This window comes from Mucilaginibacter tolerans (genome assembly GCF_030519375.1).
Lineage (GTDB): Bacteria > Bacteroidota > Bacteroidia > Sphingobacteriales > Sphingobacteriaceae > Mucilaginibacter.
In genome coordinates, this window is record NZ_JAUMKB010000007.1 from 222949 (window position 1) to 242677 (window position 19729).

The window sequence follows — 19729 nt, forward strand, 5'->3', positions numbered from 1 at the left end:
ATCAATGATATATTTGCTTATTCGTTAATATTAGTGCGATTTGTTGTAATAATAATTAATGCAGGAAGTAATAGTTAATATTTGCTATTAATATTGCTCAATAGGAAAGGGAAGGACTTAATCAGAAATTAACTAAATTGTTGAAAAATGTGCAAATGTTGAAAAATAGTTAAATGAGTTTGCATGTCTGCGAATGTTTCCGGTAGTCGTCAAAGGGTAATTTGTCAAAACAATCGACGGGACTAAAATGAAAACACAGATTGCATGATGAGAATTGTTCATACAATCTGTGTTCGGAAAAAGGTGAAATTATAACTTGACGAATTTATTTTCGCCTACCAGGTCTTGTGTGCTATTATTAATAACCCTTATCATATAGGTACCCGGTTTCAAATCACTTATATTGCCTTGCCATGTAGGCTGAGAAGACATAATATCTTTTACTACTAAACCAGAAGTGCTCATAACCCTGATGCGATAGGCTGAAGTAGCTGAACTAGCTGCTGAAATCGCAAGGTTTATGGTACTATTTGCCGGGTTAGGGTAGACATTAATCTTTCCACCAGCCAGTTGGTTGCTCAGATTGGAATACTGAATAGTCACTATTTTTGAGTAAGAGATAGCGTTGTTAATGTCTTCTTGTTGTAGTCGGTATAGGCTTGTGCCATCAGCTGGCGCTGAATCAATGAAACTATAGTTGCCTTGCCCGGTTGCTTTCACGCTGCCAATAATTAGGTAAGTTTTGCCATTATCTGTACTACGCTCAACCGTAAAGTTGGTGTAATTGCCTTCATTTTTTGTTGCCCATGTTACTTCAACTTGTCGTGACGTAGTAGCTCCTTTTTTGGCACCAAAGTTAACAAGCTGGTATGATAATGCCGGATTTTCTCGGATAACTAACATGAAACGTTTTGCGCCGGAACTGGCAACATCTGCCTTGTTTACATTAAAGCTATAGGTCTTATTAAGCCTTAAGTTGACGGAATCTGCTTTATAAGCATCAATCAGCCACAGGTCATAAAGTTGCGGCACTTGTACCAGGTTTCTTAAAGAAATGGTGTATTTACCACTATTAGTAACGGTGAAATTAAGTTTTACTGCCCGAGCATTCTGTTTAGGGAATGGAATATTGTTTATCGAGAGATCAATCATGTCAGATGATTTAGTCGATAAGCTGGCTTCACCAAAACCAGGCATGTAGGCAGCATCTACGCCCTGGGTATATTTTCCTGTAGCCATATTATTAAATCTGATCAGTGTTTGATCGCCTACAGTTGAGTCTTTTCCCATCAATTGTAACCTTATGTATTGGTTGTTAATCATGTTGACAGGTTGTTTAGTCATTAACAGGGTGATGCCGGTATTATGTTTGGTTGTTTTGGCAGATTCGTTGATTATAAATTGCCCCCCGGCTGAACTGGCTACTATGAAAAAGCCCTGACCACTGGAGATAACATTAGTCATGGCCGAAGAACTGCCAACACCACCGGAACCCGCTATATAGGTACCATAGGTTTTGGTTATTTCATCGTATTCATATATGGTATTCGTCACATTTACGCCATACATGCCCTGGGTAGGGGTGGTGGTTTGAAAAGTGTCCCAATCAATTGCACTCGCATACGGGTTTCCAACCAATTGGTGCCCCATAATCCCGGCAGGTGAGGATGGAGAATAACTTAGAGCAGTTGTTGTAGGGGTAAACCAGTTTCTGAAAATAATTTGGCCTGCGTTTAATGTGCCGCTTGTACTTAATGTGGCTGTTTGAGGGATATAACTGGGAGTAGTCTCAGTGGCAAACGAAGCAGCCGCCCTGTTACCTCTGAAAAAGCATAGATAGCCATCACCTGCTAAAATATTATAAGGCCCGCCGTCTATATCCAATGTATAATTTGGAGCGGATAGAATATTATTGATAGCCCTGAAGTTACTACCAGTAAATGTGCTGTAATCCGGTATCATATTTTCACGAAATATGTATAGGGTCGGATTTGCAGCCGCAGTGTTATCAAACCCTCCATTTGTGGTTGTAGCGGTAAGATACATTGAATTTTTGAGGTAATTTATACTATATATATGATTGCCATTGCCATCTGTTGCATTATAAACAGGGGAGGATAACAACCGGTAACCCCTGTAAGAAAGGCTGCCGCCGGTTAGGTAGCGTTGAACTGTAACTGTTCCTGTAATTGAGGTAGATGTAATCTGCCCCACCGAAGCATCTCCCGTTGCGTCAGATTGTAGTGTGAACAGTCCACCACCAGAAAGCGTGAGGGCAAGAGTACCCGTCCCGTTTACATTTACTGTGGACGAGGGAGTCATGTTTACCAACCCAGTACCTGTTATAGTGGCACTAGCCCCTGTATTGACTGTTAAATAGCCCGGAATAGTTAATGTTTCTGGGTTATTAACCGTTAGAGTTGTTGCCTTAGCCGAACCAAAAGTAATGGAATTAACGTTCACGTTACCTGTGGAGGCATCAATAATAGGTTGATTGGTAAAAGTTACAACTCCAATCTGCACATCATCGGTCGAAACCGGTACAGTTCCCCTGCTCCAGTTTGATGCCACAGCCCAAACACTGTTTGTTGTACCAAGCCAGTTATTGGAATTGCCGCAGGATAAGGTTACTACAGAACTGCTGCTTCCTGAAGCGTTAAATGCAGTGACTGTATATGGCGTTGCAGAAAAGTAAACATTCGGCGCGCCAGCAATCGCACCTGTGCTGGTATCAAAAGTGAGATTGGTATGTAATACAGGAACTATAGCATAACCCAATAATGCAATTTGACGAATAGATGAACTGGCATTTCTATCGTCCCCAACATACAAATACCCCGAATAGTCGGCTACAATCGCAGTTGGGGTATAAAGTTCGGCCAGCGCACCGGCAGCGTCATAATCATTTTGTACCCCATCTCCTGCAAGGGTAAGCACAATACCCGTTGGAGTAATAGTTCTTACCTTATTATTTCCAGCGTCAGCAACCTCAACATATCCTGAAGCATCAATTGTAAGACCCTGAGGAGCAGAAAGACCAGCAGAGGATGCAACGAAAGTTGAAACGGCATATGGCGATGTTGTATTAATCTTTCGAATTGTATTTCCAGTGTTATCAGTTACATAGAGGTAAGCAGATCCATCATAAGTTATACCTATAGGGCCATTGAAACTTGCAGATGTTCCGGTAGAACTATCAACCTCTGAGGCTGAACCCGAACCAGCTATGGTTACTACTGCGCCTGTACTTACATTAACCCTCCTGATGGTATTGCCTGCATTATCGCACACATATAAGTAGGTTGACCCATCATAGACAATGCCTGTAGGGTGATTAAACCTTGCGCTGCTTCCTGTGCCATCAACTTCTGTCGGAACACCGGAAAGGCCAGCTAACGTTGTCACCGCATATGGAGCCATAGTACTAATTTTTCTGATTGTACTTCCCAGGTAATCACTTACATATATATATCCGGCCGGGTCAAATGCAATACCCCATGGATTGTGGAACGTGGCTGAGGTGCCTGTTGTGTTATCACTTTCTGTGGCGGTACCATTACCAGCTATCAGAGTTGTTGTACCGCTGGAATTTACCATATAAATGGCATTGCCCTGGTAATCTGATTCGTATATATTTCCATAGCCATCTATCGCCAGCCCTTTGGGATTGTAAAGCGGGGAAGATGCGGGTACAAATGTGGTAACCGTGCCATATACCTTTGATGGCACTGCACCACCGGTATTAGTAGGCGTAATTGCAGGTGATATGGCAGTATTTAAGGTCAGAACATATGATGAAGGGCTATAATTGATATTAGGCCGTAGGTTATTCGCCTGGCATGATAATGTTAGTGTTGCAAAAGTTGCGCCTGTTGCATTGTAAGCCATCACGGTATATACTGTAGAAGAAAATGTAGTTGTCGGCGTCCCCTGGATAACCCCCGTAGTGGGATTAAAGCCTAAACCGGCACTTAATGCCGGGCTTATGGTATAACCCGTTGCTATGATCTTGCGAATGGTAGACTGGGCGGCCTTACTATCACCTACATATAAATTGCCTGCTGAAGCATTTATGGCGTAAGGTGAATAAAATTCGGCATTTGTTCCGGTGGCGTCTAATTCATTTTGCACACCATCTCCGGCAAAATTGGCTATCGAGCCGGTTGTAAATACTCTTTTGATACGATTGGTGCCGCGGTCAGCTACGTATAAAACGTGGCCCGACACAGTTATTCCTTCAGGGCTGGAAAGTCCGGCAGCGGAATTTACTAATGTAGTAACTGCATAAGGTGCTGTGGTACTTATCTTTCTGACTGTATTGCCGCCATTGTCTGTTACATATAAATATCCTGTATTATCATATGTTATTCCTCGTGGGCCATTGAATCTGGCCGAGGTTCCGGTGGTGTTATCAACCTCGCCTGGCGCGGCCGATAATCCGGCAATTGTAGTAACTGTGCCGGTAGACACATTAACCTTCCTTATAGTGTTTCCGCCGTAGTCGCATACATATAAATAAGATGAACCGTCAAATACTATTCCCGAAGGCCTGTTAAATGCGGCTATTGATGAGATACCGTCTAATTCAAATTGATTACCCGATGTCCCGGCAAGAGTAGTAACAGCATATGGCGCTGTTGTACTGATTTTTCTGATTGTACTGCCTGAATAATCGCAGACATAAATATATCCTGCGGAATTATAAGCCACTCCCCACACGCCATTGAATTGAGCTGACGATCCGCTGGCGCTATTGGATTCGCCCGCAATTCCCGAGCCGGCAATCAGAGTAGTGGTACCGCTGGAGTTAACCATGTAAATCTGGTTGGTCGCGGTATTAGTTTCATAAACGTTTCCGGATCCGTCTGCAGCTAATCCTCTCGGACTGTTAAGGGATCCACCGGCTGCAAGTGTTGTAACAGTACCATAAATGGTAGCAGGCACTGCTGATCCACTGCTCGTTGGTGTCAGCTGACTAATAGTTACATTCTTAGTGTAAGTATTTGTTGATGGACTATAAGAAATACTAGGCGCCTGGGCCAAAGCATTAATAATAGTCAGAAATAATAAGGGTGCGGGTAATAAAAATGGTAGATATTTTTTCACAATAACAACAATTTGATTCGGCTATACGAATGTAATTAATTTTGGTTACATGTTTCCTATGGGTTAATATGGTATGTTAATTGGTAAGGAAATTTCTTTTTATTTTAAGTTAATTGAATTGTACTCAATATAACTTATTGATTTGCAGATGTTCCTAGAATGCTATGTGAAGAGCTTTTTTGTCTGATTTTCGGAAATATTGCGATTAACCTATAGTTAATTATAATATATTTTGTTGATAATATGTTGAAAAGTAATTGGTATTAAGAACTACCCAAAATAACTATTGGGTTAAAACTATTAAAGGGGCGCCATGTTTTAATGGCGCCCCTTTAATAGTTTTATTGCAGAACTTGGTTTATAGTTTTACAAGTTTTGACTTGCCCACAAAGGATTTGTCTTTATTGTTAACTACCTGAATAACATAGGTACCAGGAAGCAGATCGTTTATATTAGTTTGCCAGTTTGCCTGTGCCGATGTGCCTTGTTTTATCACCAGGCCATAGTTATTAGTAATAGTAAAATTATAAGTTGTTGCACTGTTGCTTAAGGCGGTATTTATGGCCATGTTTACAGTACTGCTTGCCGGGTTGGGATAAATGTTGATATTATTTCCAGCGAGATTATTACTTTGTTTTGCAAAACCAACCGGAATAATATGAGAATACGTAATATTATTATTTATATCTTCCTGTTTTAGGCGGTACAAGTTATTTTCACCCGGAGTCTTATCTAGTAAGCTATACGTACCAGCGCCAGTCGCGGTAACACCACCTACTACAGTGTAAATTGTGCCACCGTCGGTGCTTCTTTCCACAGTAAAGTTGGTATAGTTAGCTTCATGCTCGGTTACCCAGGCTAACTGAACCTGTTTACCGGTTGATTTACTGGCAGTAAAGTTAAGCAGGTGATAAGCAAGCGCTGGGTTTTGACGCATAACCAGCTTGAAGCGGTAGGCACCATAACTGGCCGTGTCAGTTTTAATTACATCAAACAAATAAGTTTTATTGTGGCGCATATCAACAGAGTCTTTCTTGTAGGCATCCATCAACCATATATCATACAGTTCAGGAATACCTTGTATTGAATTCATGCTTAATGAATAAGTGCCGTTAGCAGTTGCATTTACATTTATCCTTACTGATAAGCCTTTGGTTTCTAATGGCATTGTATTTACAGCAATTGTTTTATTATCGCTTGATAGGCTAGCAATATTTACTTTACCTGTTCCCTGACGATAAATTGCATCTTCATCAAGTACATAACTGGTTTTTGCATTATTATTAAAGCTTAGTACGGTTTCTTCCTTATTAATCGAATCCATGGCTATTCTTAGGCGTAAATATCTAGGAACCATGTTTACAATAGGTGCTTTACTTAAAAGTAGACTTGCACCGCTATTTTGAATATTTTCCACCTTACATGATTCATTGAAAGTCAATTGAGGTGTTGGCGATGTACTGGATGCTTTCACAAAAAATCCTTGTCCGCTGGCAATGTACCTTGATGCATTAGTTGTAGCGGGTGCGCTGCCATCAAGTGTATATACACCATAATTTTTGCTGACTGGATCGAGCTCGTATACAAACTTTGACAGGTTAGTCATCGAGATACCACCGGTGGCATAAGTTGCAAGGTCTATAGTACAAGCATAAGGATTGCCTACTAAGGTGAACCCCCTGTAAGTACTGTCTGGGTTTGTGGTTGTATACATTAATCCTGATGTACCTGGTGTATACCAGTGCTTAAATGTTATAGCGCCCTGATTTAACTTTCCGGTAGCACTTAGAGTAGCTGCCGCCGGCGTCGAAGAAGTAGAATATGGGTTTACAGTACCTGCACCACCTCTGAAAAAGTAAAGAAATCCATTGCCAATCGGAATGTCAAATCCAGAACCGTCAAGATTGATCGTATAATATGGCGATGCACTCATGTCGCTAATTCCTCTAAAACTACTGGTTAGAAAACTTGCGGCCGTAGGAACCAGATTTTCGCGATACAAATACATTGAGGGGTTGCCCTGTTTTGAAAATCCACCTGAATTATAATTTGTTGTGAAACTAGTCCCTGAAACATAGCTTGAGTTTGCTACGTAGTTGATGCTGTATAACGTGTTCCCATTAGAATCTGTCGTTCCTGTATTTACGGGAGAGCTTAATAATCTATACCCACGTGTACCGGCTGGTAAATAACGTTCAACCGTAACATTGCCGGAAATTACTCCTGATGTTATCGCAGCTACAGATGCTGAGCTTGTAGCACTTGATTGTAAGGTAACGAAATTACCAGTTGAAGCAGATGTATTAATCGTTAATGATCCGGTTCCGGTTACGTTCAGTACAGCTGTTGAACCAATATATATGGCACCTGTGCCTGAGCCGGTGAAGGTTGGTGTTGAGTTTGTATTGACAGTCAATATGCTGCTGACAGTGAGCGAGCCTCCGGTTTGGACAGTTAACGTAGCAGCGTTTGCAGCTCCAAAAGTTACATATTTAACACTAACGGCTCCTGTTGTTGATGTTATGACGGGATCTGGACCTGTATAATTAATAACACCTATACTGGCAAGGTCATAACCATTTGTTCCGGGAAGTTGTTTAGCACTCCAGTTTTGTTTGTTCTCCCATTTTTTATCTTGTTTTCCTGTCCAATAGTTATCTTTCACAAAAGCAATACTTACCGTAGTAGTACTGCTGCCTGAGGCATTAGTAGCAGTGACAGTATAAACTGTTGCAGAGCCTGTTGCAGTTGGCGTGCCAGAGAAAGTTCCGTTTGAAAAAGTCAACGTGTTGGCAGGCAGGCTCGGACTTATGCTCCAACTGGTAGGGGTACCTCCGGCATTTGAAGCAGAGAGAATTACTGCTGCGTTGGTAGTGAATACGTTAATCGAAGGATTATAGCTTATGATAGGAGCAGAATAATTTGGTGGGCATGATAAAGTTACCGTAGTACTGCTGCTACCATAAGCATTATATGCAGTGATGGTATAAGTGGTAGCGCTAAATGAAGCAGTAGGGGTACCGCTGATTTTGCCGGTTGCACTGTCAAAGCTTAAGCCCGGAGGCAGCAGGCTGTTGATAAAATAACCACCTGTCGGAGCAAATTTTGTTACTGTATTTGCAGCGTAATCAGATACATATAAATTGCCCTTACTGTCGGTAACTAGGCCACGAGGATCGGTAAAGCCGGAGATTGTGCTTATTGTACCAAAGGCCGAGTTGTATATAACTACTTTTCCTGTGCCTGAATCACCTACATATACATCACCTGCTCCATCAACATAAATTGCATTAGGGTCGCTTAATCCGCTGATTACAGTAGATAAATATGCTCCTGTTGAGTTATATTTAGTTACGTTTTTGTTTGTATTATCCAGAACATAGATATTATATGAACCGTCAACGCCTACGGCAACAGGGTTGGAGGTATGTCCGCTTGCTATGGAAAATGCCAGGGCTCCGCTAATGTTGTATTGAGACGCTGTGTTTGCTCCGCTATTGTAGCTGCCTAAAGAAACGTATAGATTGTTTGAAGCATCCATAGCGATACCGGTAGCTGTACCAAGGCCCTGCACAATAGTTTGTTGATAGGTGCCTGATGAGTTATATTGATCAACATAGCCGTTGCCATGGTAATTACCTTGGCCGTTGTTGGTGCGGTTATAGTTTAACACATATCCATTACCATTTGAATCGAATGTGATGCCTGATGGTTGTTGCAAGTTAGCACTTGTACCATAAGTGCCCTGATATACGCCGGCAGCATTGTATTTGCTAATTGAGCTGGCATTGTAATCACCTGAGTTATAATTTACCACATAGATATTACCAGATGGATCTATGCCCATTCCCCAAGGATTGGCCAGGGTTGCTCCGGTAAGCTGAACGCCTGTGCCATAACCAAATGCTGCAACACCCCCGCCGGAATTACCTGGCGTTAACGGAGTAATTGCTGTATTCAATGTAAAAACACTGGTCGAGGGGCTATAGGAAATATTAGGTGCTGTTTGAGCAAAAATTTCCGAAGAAATTAAAACCAATAACAAAACATTTGCGAGGGTAACTAAATTTCTTTTCACGGTAATAGGCTTTATCATCAATAACTTATAATTAACTAAGTGCTTTGCCAAGTACAATAACCATGCACTAAAGTGTTATAAATACCCTTTAATACCCCGGTTATGGCTTTTTTAACCCTATTAATGCATGTAATTTTTTTTGTAACTTGTTTTAAGTCAGAAGAAAGCGGGTTGTCGCGTGGGGAATAATGAGTATTCGTGTTCCCTGATTTGGGGAGTATTTCCCACAGCTATTTTCTTTTTAAGCTTAGTGGGTTTTGCTTCTAACGATTTTTATGTTAATAGATAGTTTAGGTACTAATTATTAATTATGATTAAATGTTCTTATAAGCTTATTAAAGAATCGTATCGGGAAAAGAAATTGCCTGGTGTAGTCTTATAATGGGTTGATACACTGGCTAGTCCAGATGAGAATGAAAAATGACCGAGTAGAAATGTGCTATTTGCTAAGGCCAGGTAATAATGAAATAACAAACGGATAGCTAACGAAGAGAATTAAAGAACCGAATTTTTTCCACGGTAAAGTTTTGTAACAGCAATTAACGATGCTACAATGGCTAAAGCAATTATCCAGGTATCTAATGGGCAACCTCCACTGTCAGGGTCAACATCCCCATAACAAGGGTTAATTTCTTGGGCAAATACGTTTACCGTATTTACTAGTAACAATACAAATACACTGAAAATGATTTTAATTTTCATGTCAGAAATAACATTTACTTCAAATGTACACAAATTTTATTATTATTCACCAAAGAACAGTTGCATAGAGCAAACAATCACTTATACGTTTGTATTTCCCGCCAGGATACAATAATCAAGTTAATTATTCATTTTGGTATTCCTGATTATTGAAATTATTTCTTAGGTTCATCGGTCGATTATTAGGATCAGCTAATGACTTTCAAACCCTTTTTAGGTAGTAAAAACACAAATGCTTTGATATTAAAGGTAATCTTTTTATCATGGCTGCTTACAAAATGGATGACCAGGCGAATCTGGACTACCGGTAGATTATTACCGACAGCTCCCATTTGTGAATATCTCGATCGTGTGCCTGCAATAGCACACGTTATTTTATTTGGATTGTCAATTGCTGCTATGATATGGCTGATTATTAGCAGCAATAAATATATTCTGATCGGCTTACTGGTAATAGAAATTTGCTTATGTAGTCTTGATCAAAACAGATTAACACCGCTGGAATACCTTTATTGTTTTATCTTATTTATTTATATTATTTATCCCCGCCATTCTGAACTTATACCCATATCGGTTGGTCTTTTACTAGTGTCAACCTATTTTTACGGAGGTCTTTGCAAATTGAACGATGGGTTTTTGCAAGTGATTTGGAGCAGGATGATACTTCGGGGCTTTTTAAAAATCCCGGCTGATGTTGCTGCTCAACGTTGGTTATATTATAGCGGATATTTATTGGGTATTACTGAATTGCTGGGCGGGGTAGGATTGCTATTTAAAAGAACGCAAGCCAGGTCGGCTCTATCATTGATTATCATGCATTTGTTTATTCTTGTTTTCCTTGGCCCTTTTGGGCTGAAGGGGTATATGACCCTTTGGCCATGGAATATTGCCATGATACTTTTCTTGTATTTGATTTTTCTGAAGAAAAATGAAGCGATAGCTATTTTACCACAAGCTGCAAAAGGATGGGGTAAATTAATAGTGATTTGCTGGATAATATTACCCGCCTTTAGTTTTTGGGGTTATTGGGACAATAATTTATCATCAAAATTGTGGTCGGGGAATGTGCCCAGAATGATCATTTGTATCCGGGATACAAGCAAATGCAAACCGCTGCAAAGGTTTTGTAGTAAAAAAGACATTGCGAATATATGCCATGGCCAGGCGAAAATAGAGTTACTGTATTGGGCTGGCTCAGAGACAGGTGTATCCGCTTACTCACAGATGAGAACCTATCACATTATGCAAAAAAAAATAGAGGCACAATATACTTCTGCAGGTTTGACCTTCGTCTACCTCGACAGGTAGTTTTTAGCTGATTTAAACATCTGATGGTTAATAAATATTCCGCCAAGTTAAGGTGAAAAAGCATAATTTTAGCTACTATGGCTTATTCTTTTACAGGAGGCAAATGAAGAAACGTTACTCGTTATTGCTTACTTGCGTATTAGGGTTGATTTTTGCAAATACGGCTTTTTGTCAACAGCCCCTGGTGTCTGCCGACAAAAAAAAGGAACTGGATGCGATTTCTGTAAAAGCAAATTCTTCATTCGCTAGAAGTCAGCAACAAGCTCTTTCTCTTGCCAGTAGTAAAGGCTGGATAGTAAGCCGAAAAACGAAGAAAGGTGGAATACAGGTTTTACAAGGGATAAGCAGACGCGGCTTCCCAATTTATTTTACTACTGACGACAACGTAATTTCGGCAGCAACTACCAGCACCAACACAGTACAGCCTGGAGGTAGCCTTGGCCTTAATTTGTCCGGATCGAGTTCGATTTTAAACAATAAACTAGCCGTATGGGACGGAGGAGCCGTATACCGGTTTCACCAGGAGTTTAGTGGTAAAACCATCACCATTGCGGACACATCCTCCATTATTGACCATGCTACACATGTTGCCGGAACTATGCTGGCTAAAGGGGTGTATCCTCCTGTAAAGGGCATGGCTTTCAATGCTTCTACGCTTCTGTCTTACGATTTTAACAACGACGTTGCCGAAATGAGCAAAGCTGCACCCGGGTTGTTGCTTTCTAACCACTCTTATGGAGAATTGGGGGGCTGGGTTTTTGATGATAGCTTCAATAGGTGGGAATGGTATGGCATTCCGGGGGACACAGTCGATTATACTTTTGGTTTTTACGGAGATCATACACAGGCATTTGATAAGGTAGCTTATACTGCACCCTATTACCTTATTGTTGAGGCGGCAGGAAATGCCCACGGGAGTACTGGCCCCGCAGTTGGCCAGGATTATTATGGTTATAAAAGCGCCAGCGATCAGACTTTTGTGGATAAAGGACCCCGTCCTGATAGTATTAGCAGTAATAATGGATATGACTGCATCAGCAGCACAGCGAATGCCAAGAATATATTGACTGTGGGTGCTGTAGATCCTTTGCCTTACGGGCCTGCCAACTCTCAAAGTATTACTACTGCTTATTTCAGTAGTTGGGGGCCAACGGATGACGGACGGATAAAACCCGATATTGTTGGCAATGGCCTGAATGTATTATCAACTGGTAGCAATAGTACGACAAGCTACATCACCTTATCGGGTACATCACAGGCTGCGCCTAATATTACGGGATCGCTGTACTTGTTACAGGAATACTATGCTCAGAAAAACTCTGGTGCTTTTATGCGGGCAGCTACCTTAAAAGGGCTGGCCTGCCATACAGCGTTTGATGCAGGAAATGTTGGTCCGGACTATATTTACGGGTGGGGCTTATTGGATATGAAGACAGCCGCACAAGCTATCACAGATAACGGCACAAAAAGCCAGATCAAAGAAAATACATTAGCGCAAGGAGCAACCCAAACATTTAATGTTGTCGCTTCAGGTAATGGCCCTTTCGTGGCCACTATATCGTGGACCGATCCTGCTGGTAGTATAACACCAGACGGGACGATAAATGACAGGACGCCAAAATTGGTGAATGACCTGGATATTAGAATAAGCGATGGGACAACCACCTATCTGCCCTGGGTACTTGATCCGAATAATCCATCTGCGACAGCAGCAACCGGCGATAACATCCGGGATAATGTGGAACAGGTGTATGTGTCCGGAGCTATTCCCGGTAAATCATATACCATAAAAGTATCGCATAAAAGGACCTTAATGTCAGGTTCACAGGCTTACTCGCTCATTATTACAGGCATAGGTGGTTCGGCGTATTGTGCGTCTGCACCCCTATCGAGCGCCGATTCACGCATTGACAATGTGACGCTATCCAACATCAATAATACCCCTTCTTCCGGGTGTACCACCTATTCTGATTACACCAATTTGACCATCCGGCTTGAACAAAATAAAACATATCCCTTAAGCCTCACTTTGGGCACATGCGGTGCCAATTTTAATAAAGCAGCCAAGGTGTATATCGATTGGAATGGTAACGGCGTATTTGATGCGAATGAGTTGGTTGCAACAACCAATATCATAAACGCGACAGGTATTTATACCGCAAATATTACAGTACCTTCCACCGTTGTTCCCGGAAATTTTAGTCTGATGAGGGTGGTGCTGACGGAAACTTCCGACACGTCGACGATAAAACCCTGCGGAAGTTACGCCAAAGGAGAAACGCAGGATTATCGTGTTCAATTTTTGCAAACAAGCCTTGATGCCGGAGTCATTGCGGTAGTTAACCCATCGCCCGGGGGCAATTGTTCGGGATCGACGCCCGTAACCGTTACCATTAAGAATTTTGGCAGTCAAACAATAACCAATATTCCCATTACTGTAACCATTACCGCTCCGGATAATACAGTAACAACCTTTAATCAGTTATATACCGCTTCTCTTGCTCCTTTGACGCAGGATAACTTCACCTTTAATAATGTATTTAACATTACTTCGGGATCAACATATATCATAACAGCAACGGCCAGCCTTACGGGTGATCTTGTCCCGGCCAATAACGGAATTATAGATACCGTGGCAATAGATAATCCCCCAACGGGCACAGATCTGTCGGCAAACTATTGCAATGTCGCCAATGCTTACCTGATGACTGGTGCCGGGGAAGGTGAACTCCTGTGGTATAAAAATAATAACGATACCTATCCTTTTGCATATGGCTCAACAGTACTCACTTCTGATGCACCGGTTAACAATACCTATTACGTTGGGCTAAATGATTTTAGCGGAACAGTCGGGCCTGCTACCAAAAATGTATTTACGGCTGGCGGCTACAACCAATTCACACCCGAAGTAAATGTGTTTACACGGATACCTGTAATAATAGAAAGCGCACGCCTGTATATCGGCAATTCGGGCCGTATAACTTTTAATGTATCTAACTCGAGCGGTGAAATCGTATCGACCACCTCTATTAACGCTGTAGCAACAGCATCAAATCCATCGCCTGGGGCAAAAAGCGATGACCCTACAGATCAGGGGCAGGTTTATAATCTTAATCTGCTGCTACCATCAGCAGGTAACTATAGTATCAGTGCCACGTATGACAATACAGCTACTATTTATCGTAGCAATGGCGGGGTAAGGGGCTACCCATTTAAAATAGGAGATGTGTTTGGCATCACCGGAAATACGGCAACTTCCGCAGGGGACACCACTTATTACAGAAATTTCTATTATTATTTTTATGACATTCAATTAAAAAGCCCGGGTTGTGCATCAGCTTCCCGACAGGCGGTGCCTGTCACCAAACCTGTAATTACGCAGAACGGTACAACGCTCAGTTCGAGTGCAACAGCGAATAATCAATGGTATTTAAACGGTACGTTGATACCAGGGGCCACCGGGCAAACCTACTCGCCAACACAGAGTGGTAATTATCGGGTTGAGGTTTCGCTGGCGAACGGATGCGTTGCAAAGTCGGATAACTTTGCCTACGTAATATTGCCCGCCAATCCGGGAGAAAACGATATTGGTTTAACGGTATTCCCTAATCCGGCCAATACGCAGATAAATGTGCTGTTCGCCGCAAACTCAGCAGTGAATGTAAATTTATCATTGGTTAACATTATTGGAGAAAATGAGTACACAGATAAAGTGGTGCTGAATGGAGGGAACTTTAGCACGCTGATTGATGTAAGTAAGCTCGCTCCAGGCAACTACGTATTACGACTTTTATATAATTACAAATTGTATACCCGGAAGATTATTATCGTTAGATAAGCGAATAAAACAGAAAGGCCGGCTTTTAAAACCGGCCTTCTGCAGTTAAATCAATTAGTAATTAGTAGCTGTTAATTTTATTAGAAAGTATACTTTATTCCAAGTCCGGGAGCAAGGTCAATAAAAGGACCTCCTGTAAGCTCAATCCTTGGATCAAGATCAAGGCTAACTGCGATTGGTGAATTTGGAATTACATATTCCAAACCAACTACGCCATCAATACCAAATAATAATTGGCCGCTATTATAATACTCGTTAGTCCCTCCAAATCTTTTATACACACCTGAGCCTACCGCTCCAATATGTGCTCCGGCACCATAGTAAAACTGAAGCCCGGGAGTATTAAACGCATTTACGTTTAATTCCAACAAGCCGGTAACCACCGCGCCATGAGAACGAAAACCAAGAATGCCCTCCACAGATAGGGTGTTATCCAGGAAATATTTCCCAGCGATCCCATTCTCGTATCCGCCAAACTTTAGTCCTAATGCAAATTCATAATTTGGCTTGTACTGCTGTGCTTTAGAGCCGGTACTGACAAATACAAATACTGTAAGGGCAAATAAAAAGTAAATAGCTTTTTTCATAGAAGTTTCTTGCAAAGAACGTGAGTTTTTTATGTTTATTTTCTGCACAAACACCCGTCGTTCTGTATTTGTTTGAGTATCAATTATAAAAATTGCAATAATGGCACTATTTTGTAACTTTCTTGCTACAATTGGTTTGTGGGCAGGTTGCTTTGCTCAACTTTTACTCAATTGGTCTTTATTTTAATTCGGGTAAATTAGATGACTCAATAATCAGCTATGAATTATTTTTTAAACAGGAACAACAAGTCTTTTCTTCTGCTTATACTAACATCCATTTTCTTTATTTCTTCTAGTTGTGTGCAGGGCACGCTTGGGCAAAATGTAAGCGATGAATACTACAATGGCATGGTGGTTTGCGCTTATCCGGATGCTGCACAGGTAGGTTTGAATATATTAAAGCGGGGCGGGAATGCTGTAGACGCCGCAGTGGCTGTTCAATTTGCGCTGGAGGTTACCCATCCCGAAGCAGGTAACATAGGGGGAGGTGGTTTTATGGTATTCAGGTCTGCTAAAGGCGAAACCAATACGCTTGATTTTAGGGAAAAAGCCCCTGCAGATGCAAGCCAGAATATGTATCTGGACTCAGCAGGAAATGTTGTTCCAGGAATGAGTATTTCAACTCACATCTCGTCTGGCGTGCCGGGATCTGTCGATGGGATGATCGAGGCACATCGTAAATATGGGCATTTGAAATGGGCAGACCTGGTACAGCCTGCAATTGACCTGGCTCGCAATGGGTTCAAAATCACCAATCGTCTTGCCGGCGACCTGAATCATACAGGGAATGAATTTAAAAAGCTGAATCCTGGTGCAAGTTATTTGTTGAAAGACGGTGGCTGGAAGGAAGCAGACCTGTTAGTGCAGGAAGACCTGGCAAAAACATTGGAGCAGATACGGGATAAAGGCCGGGCTGGGTTTTATGATGGAATAGTAGCTGATCAGATTGTGGATGAAATGAAGAATGGCAAAGGTATGATCACTAAGACCGACCTTCAGAATTATCATTCGGTTTGGCGCAATGCGCTTACAGGAACCTATAAAGGATATAAGATAATTACTATGCCGCCGCCATCAAGCGGTGGAGTTGCTTTGTTGCAGTTGCTGCAAATGGTAGAGAAATATCCTTTAAAAAGATGGGGCTTTAACCGCGATTCAACTGTGCAATTAATGGTAGAGGCTGAGCGCAGGGTTTATGCCGATCGCTCTAAATACCTTGGAGACCCTGACTTTTATAAGGTGCCCGTTGATAGTTTATTAAGACCCGGATATAATGCCTCGCGGATGAGCAATTTTACCTGGGGGAAGGCCACTCCAAGCACAGACATTCAGCCGGGGAAGATAGCAGGTTATGAAAGCGATCAGACTACGCATTATTCTATAGTTGACAGAGAGGGGAATGCTGTTTCAATTACTACAACGCTGAACGATTCTTTCGGTTCAAAGATATTTGTAAAAGGCGCCGGGTTTTTGCTGAATGATGAAATGGATGATTTCAGTTCAAAACCGGGATTTCCGAATATGTTTGGACTGGTAGGCGGGAAGGCTAACAGCATTCAACCCAATAAAAGGATGTTGTCGTCGATGACGCCGACTATTATCGAGAAGGATGGAAAACTATTTATGATAGTTGGAACGCCGGGAGGATCAACCATTATTACCTCCGTTTTTCAAACTATTTTAAATGTGATTGAGTTTAACCAAAGCATGCAGCAGGCTGTTAGTTCAAAACGGCTTCATCACCAGTGGTTGCCTGATGAAGTTGATATGGAGAAAGATGCGATCGATAGTGTCAGCCGGGTCAAACTGGAGCAAAAAGGTTACAGGATTGTTGGGCGCGGACCAAGCGGACGGGTGGATGCCATCCTGAAAACAAAATGGAATTACTACGAAGGAGGAGCTGATCCGCGGGGTGATGATACAAAACTGGGATGGTAGAGGTAGTTTGCAGCAGGCAGCCGGCAGTTTGCACAAAGGCCCAACATTACAGGCTTAACTGCCCAACGCCCACTCTAAACTGCCAACTAAATTTGTATAATCGGCTCATGTAGTTTATGTTTGTCGGCTATGCCCCAACATATAAAACACCAGGAAACAATTGACTATTTTTTAAAGATAGTCTGGCAGACGATGGCCAATCGGTATAACCAATTGGTTACTGAATTTGGCATTACGCAATCCATAGGTTACCTGCTGATTAATATTGATGAAAAAGAAGGCACTACCGTTTCCCAGGCGGCGGCATTGTTGGGATTAAAGTCAACCAGTTTGTCACGAATGCTAAGCCAATTGGAACAATCGGGTTTAATCTATCGCGAGTCAAACCAGGGAGATAAGCGGTCTGTAAAGATATATCTTACTGATTTGGGCAAGGAAAAACGCCATTTAGCACGCGTCGTAGTAAAGCAGTTTAATAATTACCTAAACAAACATATCAATGAGCACGACAGAGAGTACCTTACTCAGTTGCTTAAAAAAATCAATCAACTTACCATCAACTATAAGCCTGAATAACCGTGGGTTTGCGATCTAAAATTAAATTCAAAAAATGACGTTAATTAGTACCGGCTTGCAAAATCCCGGCTGCAATAGTTGTTAAAAAGTGTTAAGCTGTCGTTTTTGAATAATAAAACAATAAATTTGCCGATTGAAATCAAATGAGTAAGTGGCTGTTACCAATAGTATGTGTTTGTTGCATAATGGCGGGATGTACCAAAGAGCAAACCGGTTTGGCACAATATAAAAAACAGGCGGCTATTGATGATAAGATCGTGACTGATTATATAAACGCGAATGGCTTAAAAGATGTAGCGAAAAAGGTTGCCGACACCTGTGGCGTATATTATATTTTGTTAGAACCCGGGCAGGGGAACGACCTCTACACAACGTCAACATACGTGACTGTAGGTGATACGGCCAGGGTACTTGGACAGACAACGCCATTTTACAAAACGAATAATATTCACCCATCCTATCAATTAGGGCAAGTGATATTAGGTTGGAGGTTAGGTATACCCAAATCGCAAGTACACAAGGGTGGGCGCATACGATTGCTTGTACCGTCGCGCTATGCTTACGGGCCGTATCCGCAAACTGATTACAACTTGCCCAAAAACAGTATACTCGATTTTTATATACGGGTTTATAATATAACGAACTAAATATAGATGAAACTTAAATTCTTTACCCTTTTGTTACTGTCGGTTGTGTGTTTTGTGTCATGCCGTAAGATTACCAGCGATCCTGATATCAAGCAATACGATCAGCAACAAATTGAGGCCTATATCGCCGCCAATAGTTTAACCGCTATGGTCCCGGATAAAACTAACGGCGATACCACCGGTACTTATTATCAAATACTTAACCCCGGTGATGCAACAAAACCGGTTGACTACCCAACTTATGTATCTTATGTTTATACTATCCGCTCTTTTGACGGAAAGTACATACTCTCAGATACAGTCGCCAATCATTATTATGGTGTGCTGGGGCATACCGTTCCTAATGGTTTAATGCTTGCAATTCGTAATAACCTTAAGTATCTGGGCGGCGAGATGCGCGTCCTGGTGCCGTCACATCTGGCTTTCGGAAAAAATGGCTATGGCACAGGGAGTACGACGCTAACGAGTGGACGAATAGCAGGTAATCAATGCCTGGATATTACTGTTCACCTGATTGGTGATCAGGCCGCGTATGACCAGTTAGTAATTAAAAATTATATGGCCGCCAATAATTTAACCGGGTATAGTGAAATAACCTCAGGCGCTTCCACCGGGTTATGGTATAAAATAACTACACCAGGTACAGGCACTGCGATCAATGATAATTCATCAATCACATTAAATTACAAGTTGTACCTGATGAACAATACTAATCCGGATAATAATGCCTACACGAGTACTACCGCGCCTATAAGTGATATAAGTTCAGGTGGGACCGTTGAGGGGTTTGTTGAAGGACTGAGGTTGCTTGGTAAAGGTGGTGGTGGTGGCGCAATTTCTATAATTGTACCGTCGGCCCTCGCTTACGGTGCAGGAGGGGCTGGTAGTATACCAGTAAATAGTTGTTTGCGCTGGGATATAAGTAATGTGACAGTTACTAATCCGTAAA

The 19729-nt window shown here is 41.8% G+C and carries 9 protein-coding genes; 6 read left to right on the forward strand and 3 right to left on the reverse strand.

The window, feature by feature from the left end:
- Nucleotides 1-309 precede the first annotated feature (309 nt).
- On the reverse strand, nt 310-5106 hold the full coding sequence (locus tag Q3A68_RS12235) for a DUF8693 domain-containing protein (RefSeq protein WP_302901374.1): 4797 nt from the start codon (nt 5104-5106) through the stop codon (nt 310-312).
- A 358-nt stretch (nt 5107-5464) separates the two neighbouring features.
- Entirely contained in the window at nt 5465-9184 is a 3720-nt protein-coding gene (locus Q3A68_RS12240) for a DUF8693 domain-containing protein (protein WP_302901375.1), read from the reverse strand.
- An 897-nt stretch (nt 9185-10081) separates the two neighbouring features.
- On the opposite strand from Q3A68_RS12240, the gene Q3A68_RS12245 reads away from it, so the two are divergent.
- Nucleotides 10082-11194 (forward strand): hypothetical protein, encoded by a 1113-nt coding sequence (locus Q3A68_RS12245; RefSeq protein WP_302901376.1) that lies wholly within the window; start codon nt 10082-10084, stop codon nt 11192-11194.
- A 103-nt stretch (nt 11195-11297) separates the two neighbouring features.
- Nucleotides 11298-15032, forward strand: a complete 3735-nt coding sequence (locus Q3A68_RS12250) for a S8 family serine peptidase (RefSeq protein WP_302901377.1) — start codon at nt 11298-11300, stop codon at nt 15030-15032.
- An 80-nt stretch (nt 15033-15112) separates the two neighbouring features.
- On the opposite strand, the gene Q3A68_RS12255 is transcribed toward Q3A68_RS12250, so the two are convergent.
- Complete coding sequence (locus Q3A68_RS12255; RefSeq protein WP_302901378.1) at nt 15113-15619, reverse strand: hypothetical protein; 507 nt, start codon at nt 15617-15619, stop codon at nt 15113-15115.
- A gap of 219 nt (nt 15620-15838) precedes the next feature.
- On the opposite strand from Q3A68_RS12255, the gene ggt reads away from it, so the two are divergent.
- The 4 genes from ggt to Q3A68_RS12275 all read left to right on the forward strand — a co-directional run bounded on the left by ggt (nt 15839) and on the right by Q3A68_RS12275 (nt 19728).
- Nucleotides 15839-17557 carry a gamma-glutamyltransferase gene (gene ggt / locus Q3A68_RS12260; protein ID WP_302901379.1) on the forward strand — a complete coding sequence of 573 codons (1719 nt, stop codon included), beginning with the start codon at nt 15839-15841 and terminating at the stop codon, nt 17555-17557.
- A gap of 141 nt (nt 17558-17698) precedes the next feature.
- Complete coding sequence (locus Q3A68_RS12265) at nt 17699-18133, forward strand: MarR family winged helix-turn-helix transcriptional regulator (protein ID WP_302901412.1); 435 nt, start codon at nt 17699-17701, stop codon at nt 18131-18133.
- A gap of 143 nt (nt 18134-18276) precedes the next feature.
- Nucleotides 18277-18780, forward strand: a complete 504-nt coding sequence (locus Q3A68_RS12270) for an FKBP-type peptidyl-prolyl cis-trans isomerase (RefSeq protein ID WP_302901380.1) — start codon at nt 18277-18279, stop codon at nt 18778-18780.
- Nucleotides 18781-18786: 6 nt separating this feature from the next.
- A complete protein-coding gene (locus tag Q3A68_RS12275) occupies nt 18787-19728 on the forward strand; it encodes an FKBP-type peptidyl-prolyl cis-trans isomerase (protein WP_302901381.1) in 942 nt (313 codons plus the stop codon).
- Nucleotide 19729 lies beyond the last annotated feature (1 nt).

Coding starts and splice junctions, on each gene's coding strand:
- Q3A68_RS12245 (WP_302901376.1), top strand. CDS start 10,082: ATGACTTTCAAACCCTTTTTAGGTAGTAAAAACACAAATGCTTTGATA.
- ggt (WP_302901379.1), top strand. CDS start 15,839: ATGAATTATTTTTTAAACAGGAACAACAAGTCTTTTCTTCTGCTTATA.
- Q3A68_RS12255 (WP_302901378.1), bottom strand. CDS start 15,619: ATGAAAAAAGCTATTTACTTTTTATTTGCCCTTACAGTATTTGTATTT.
- Q3A68_RS12270 (WP_302901380.1), top strand. CDS start 18,277: ATGAGTAAGTGGCTGTTACCAATAGTATGTGTTTGTTGCATAATGGCG.
- Q3A68_RS12250 (WP_302901377.1), top strand. CDS start 11,298: ATGAAGAAACGTTACTCGTTATTGCTTACTTGCGTATTAGGGTTGATT.
- Q3A68_RS12275 (WP_302901381.1), top strand. CDS start 18,787: ATGAAACTTAAATTCTTTACCCTTTTGTTACTGTCGGTTGTGTGTTTT.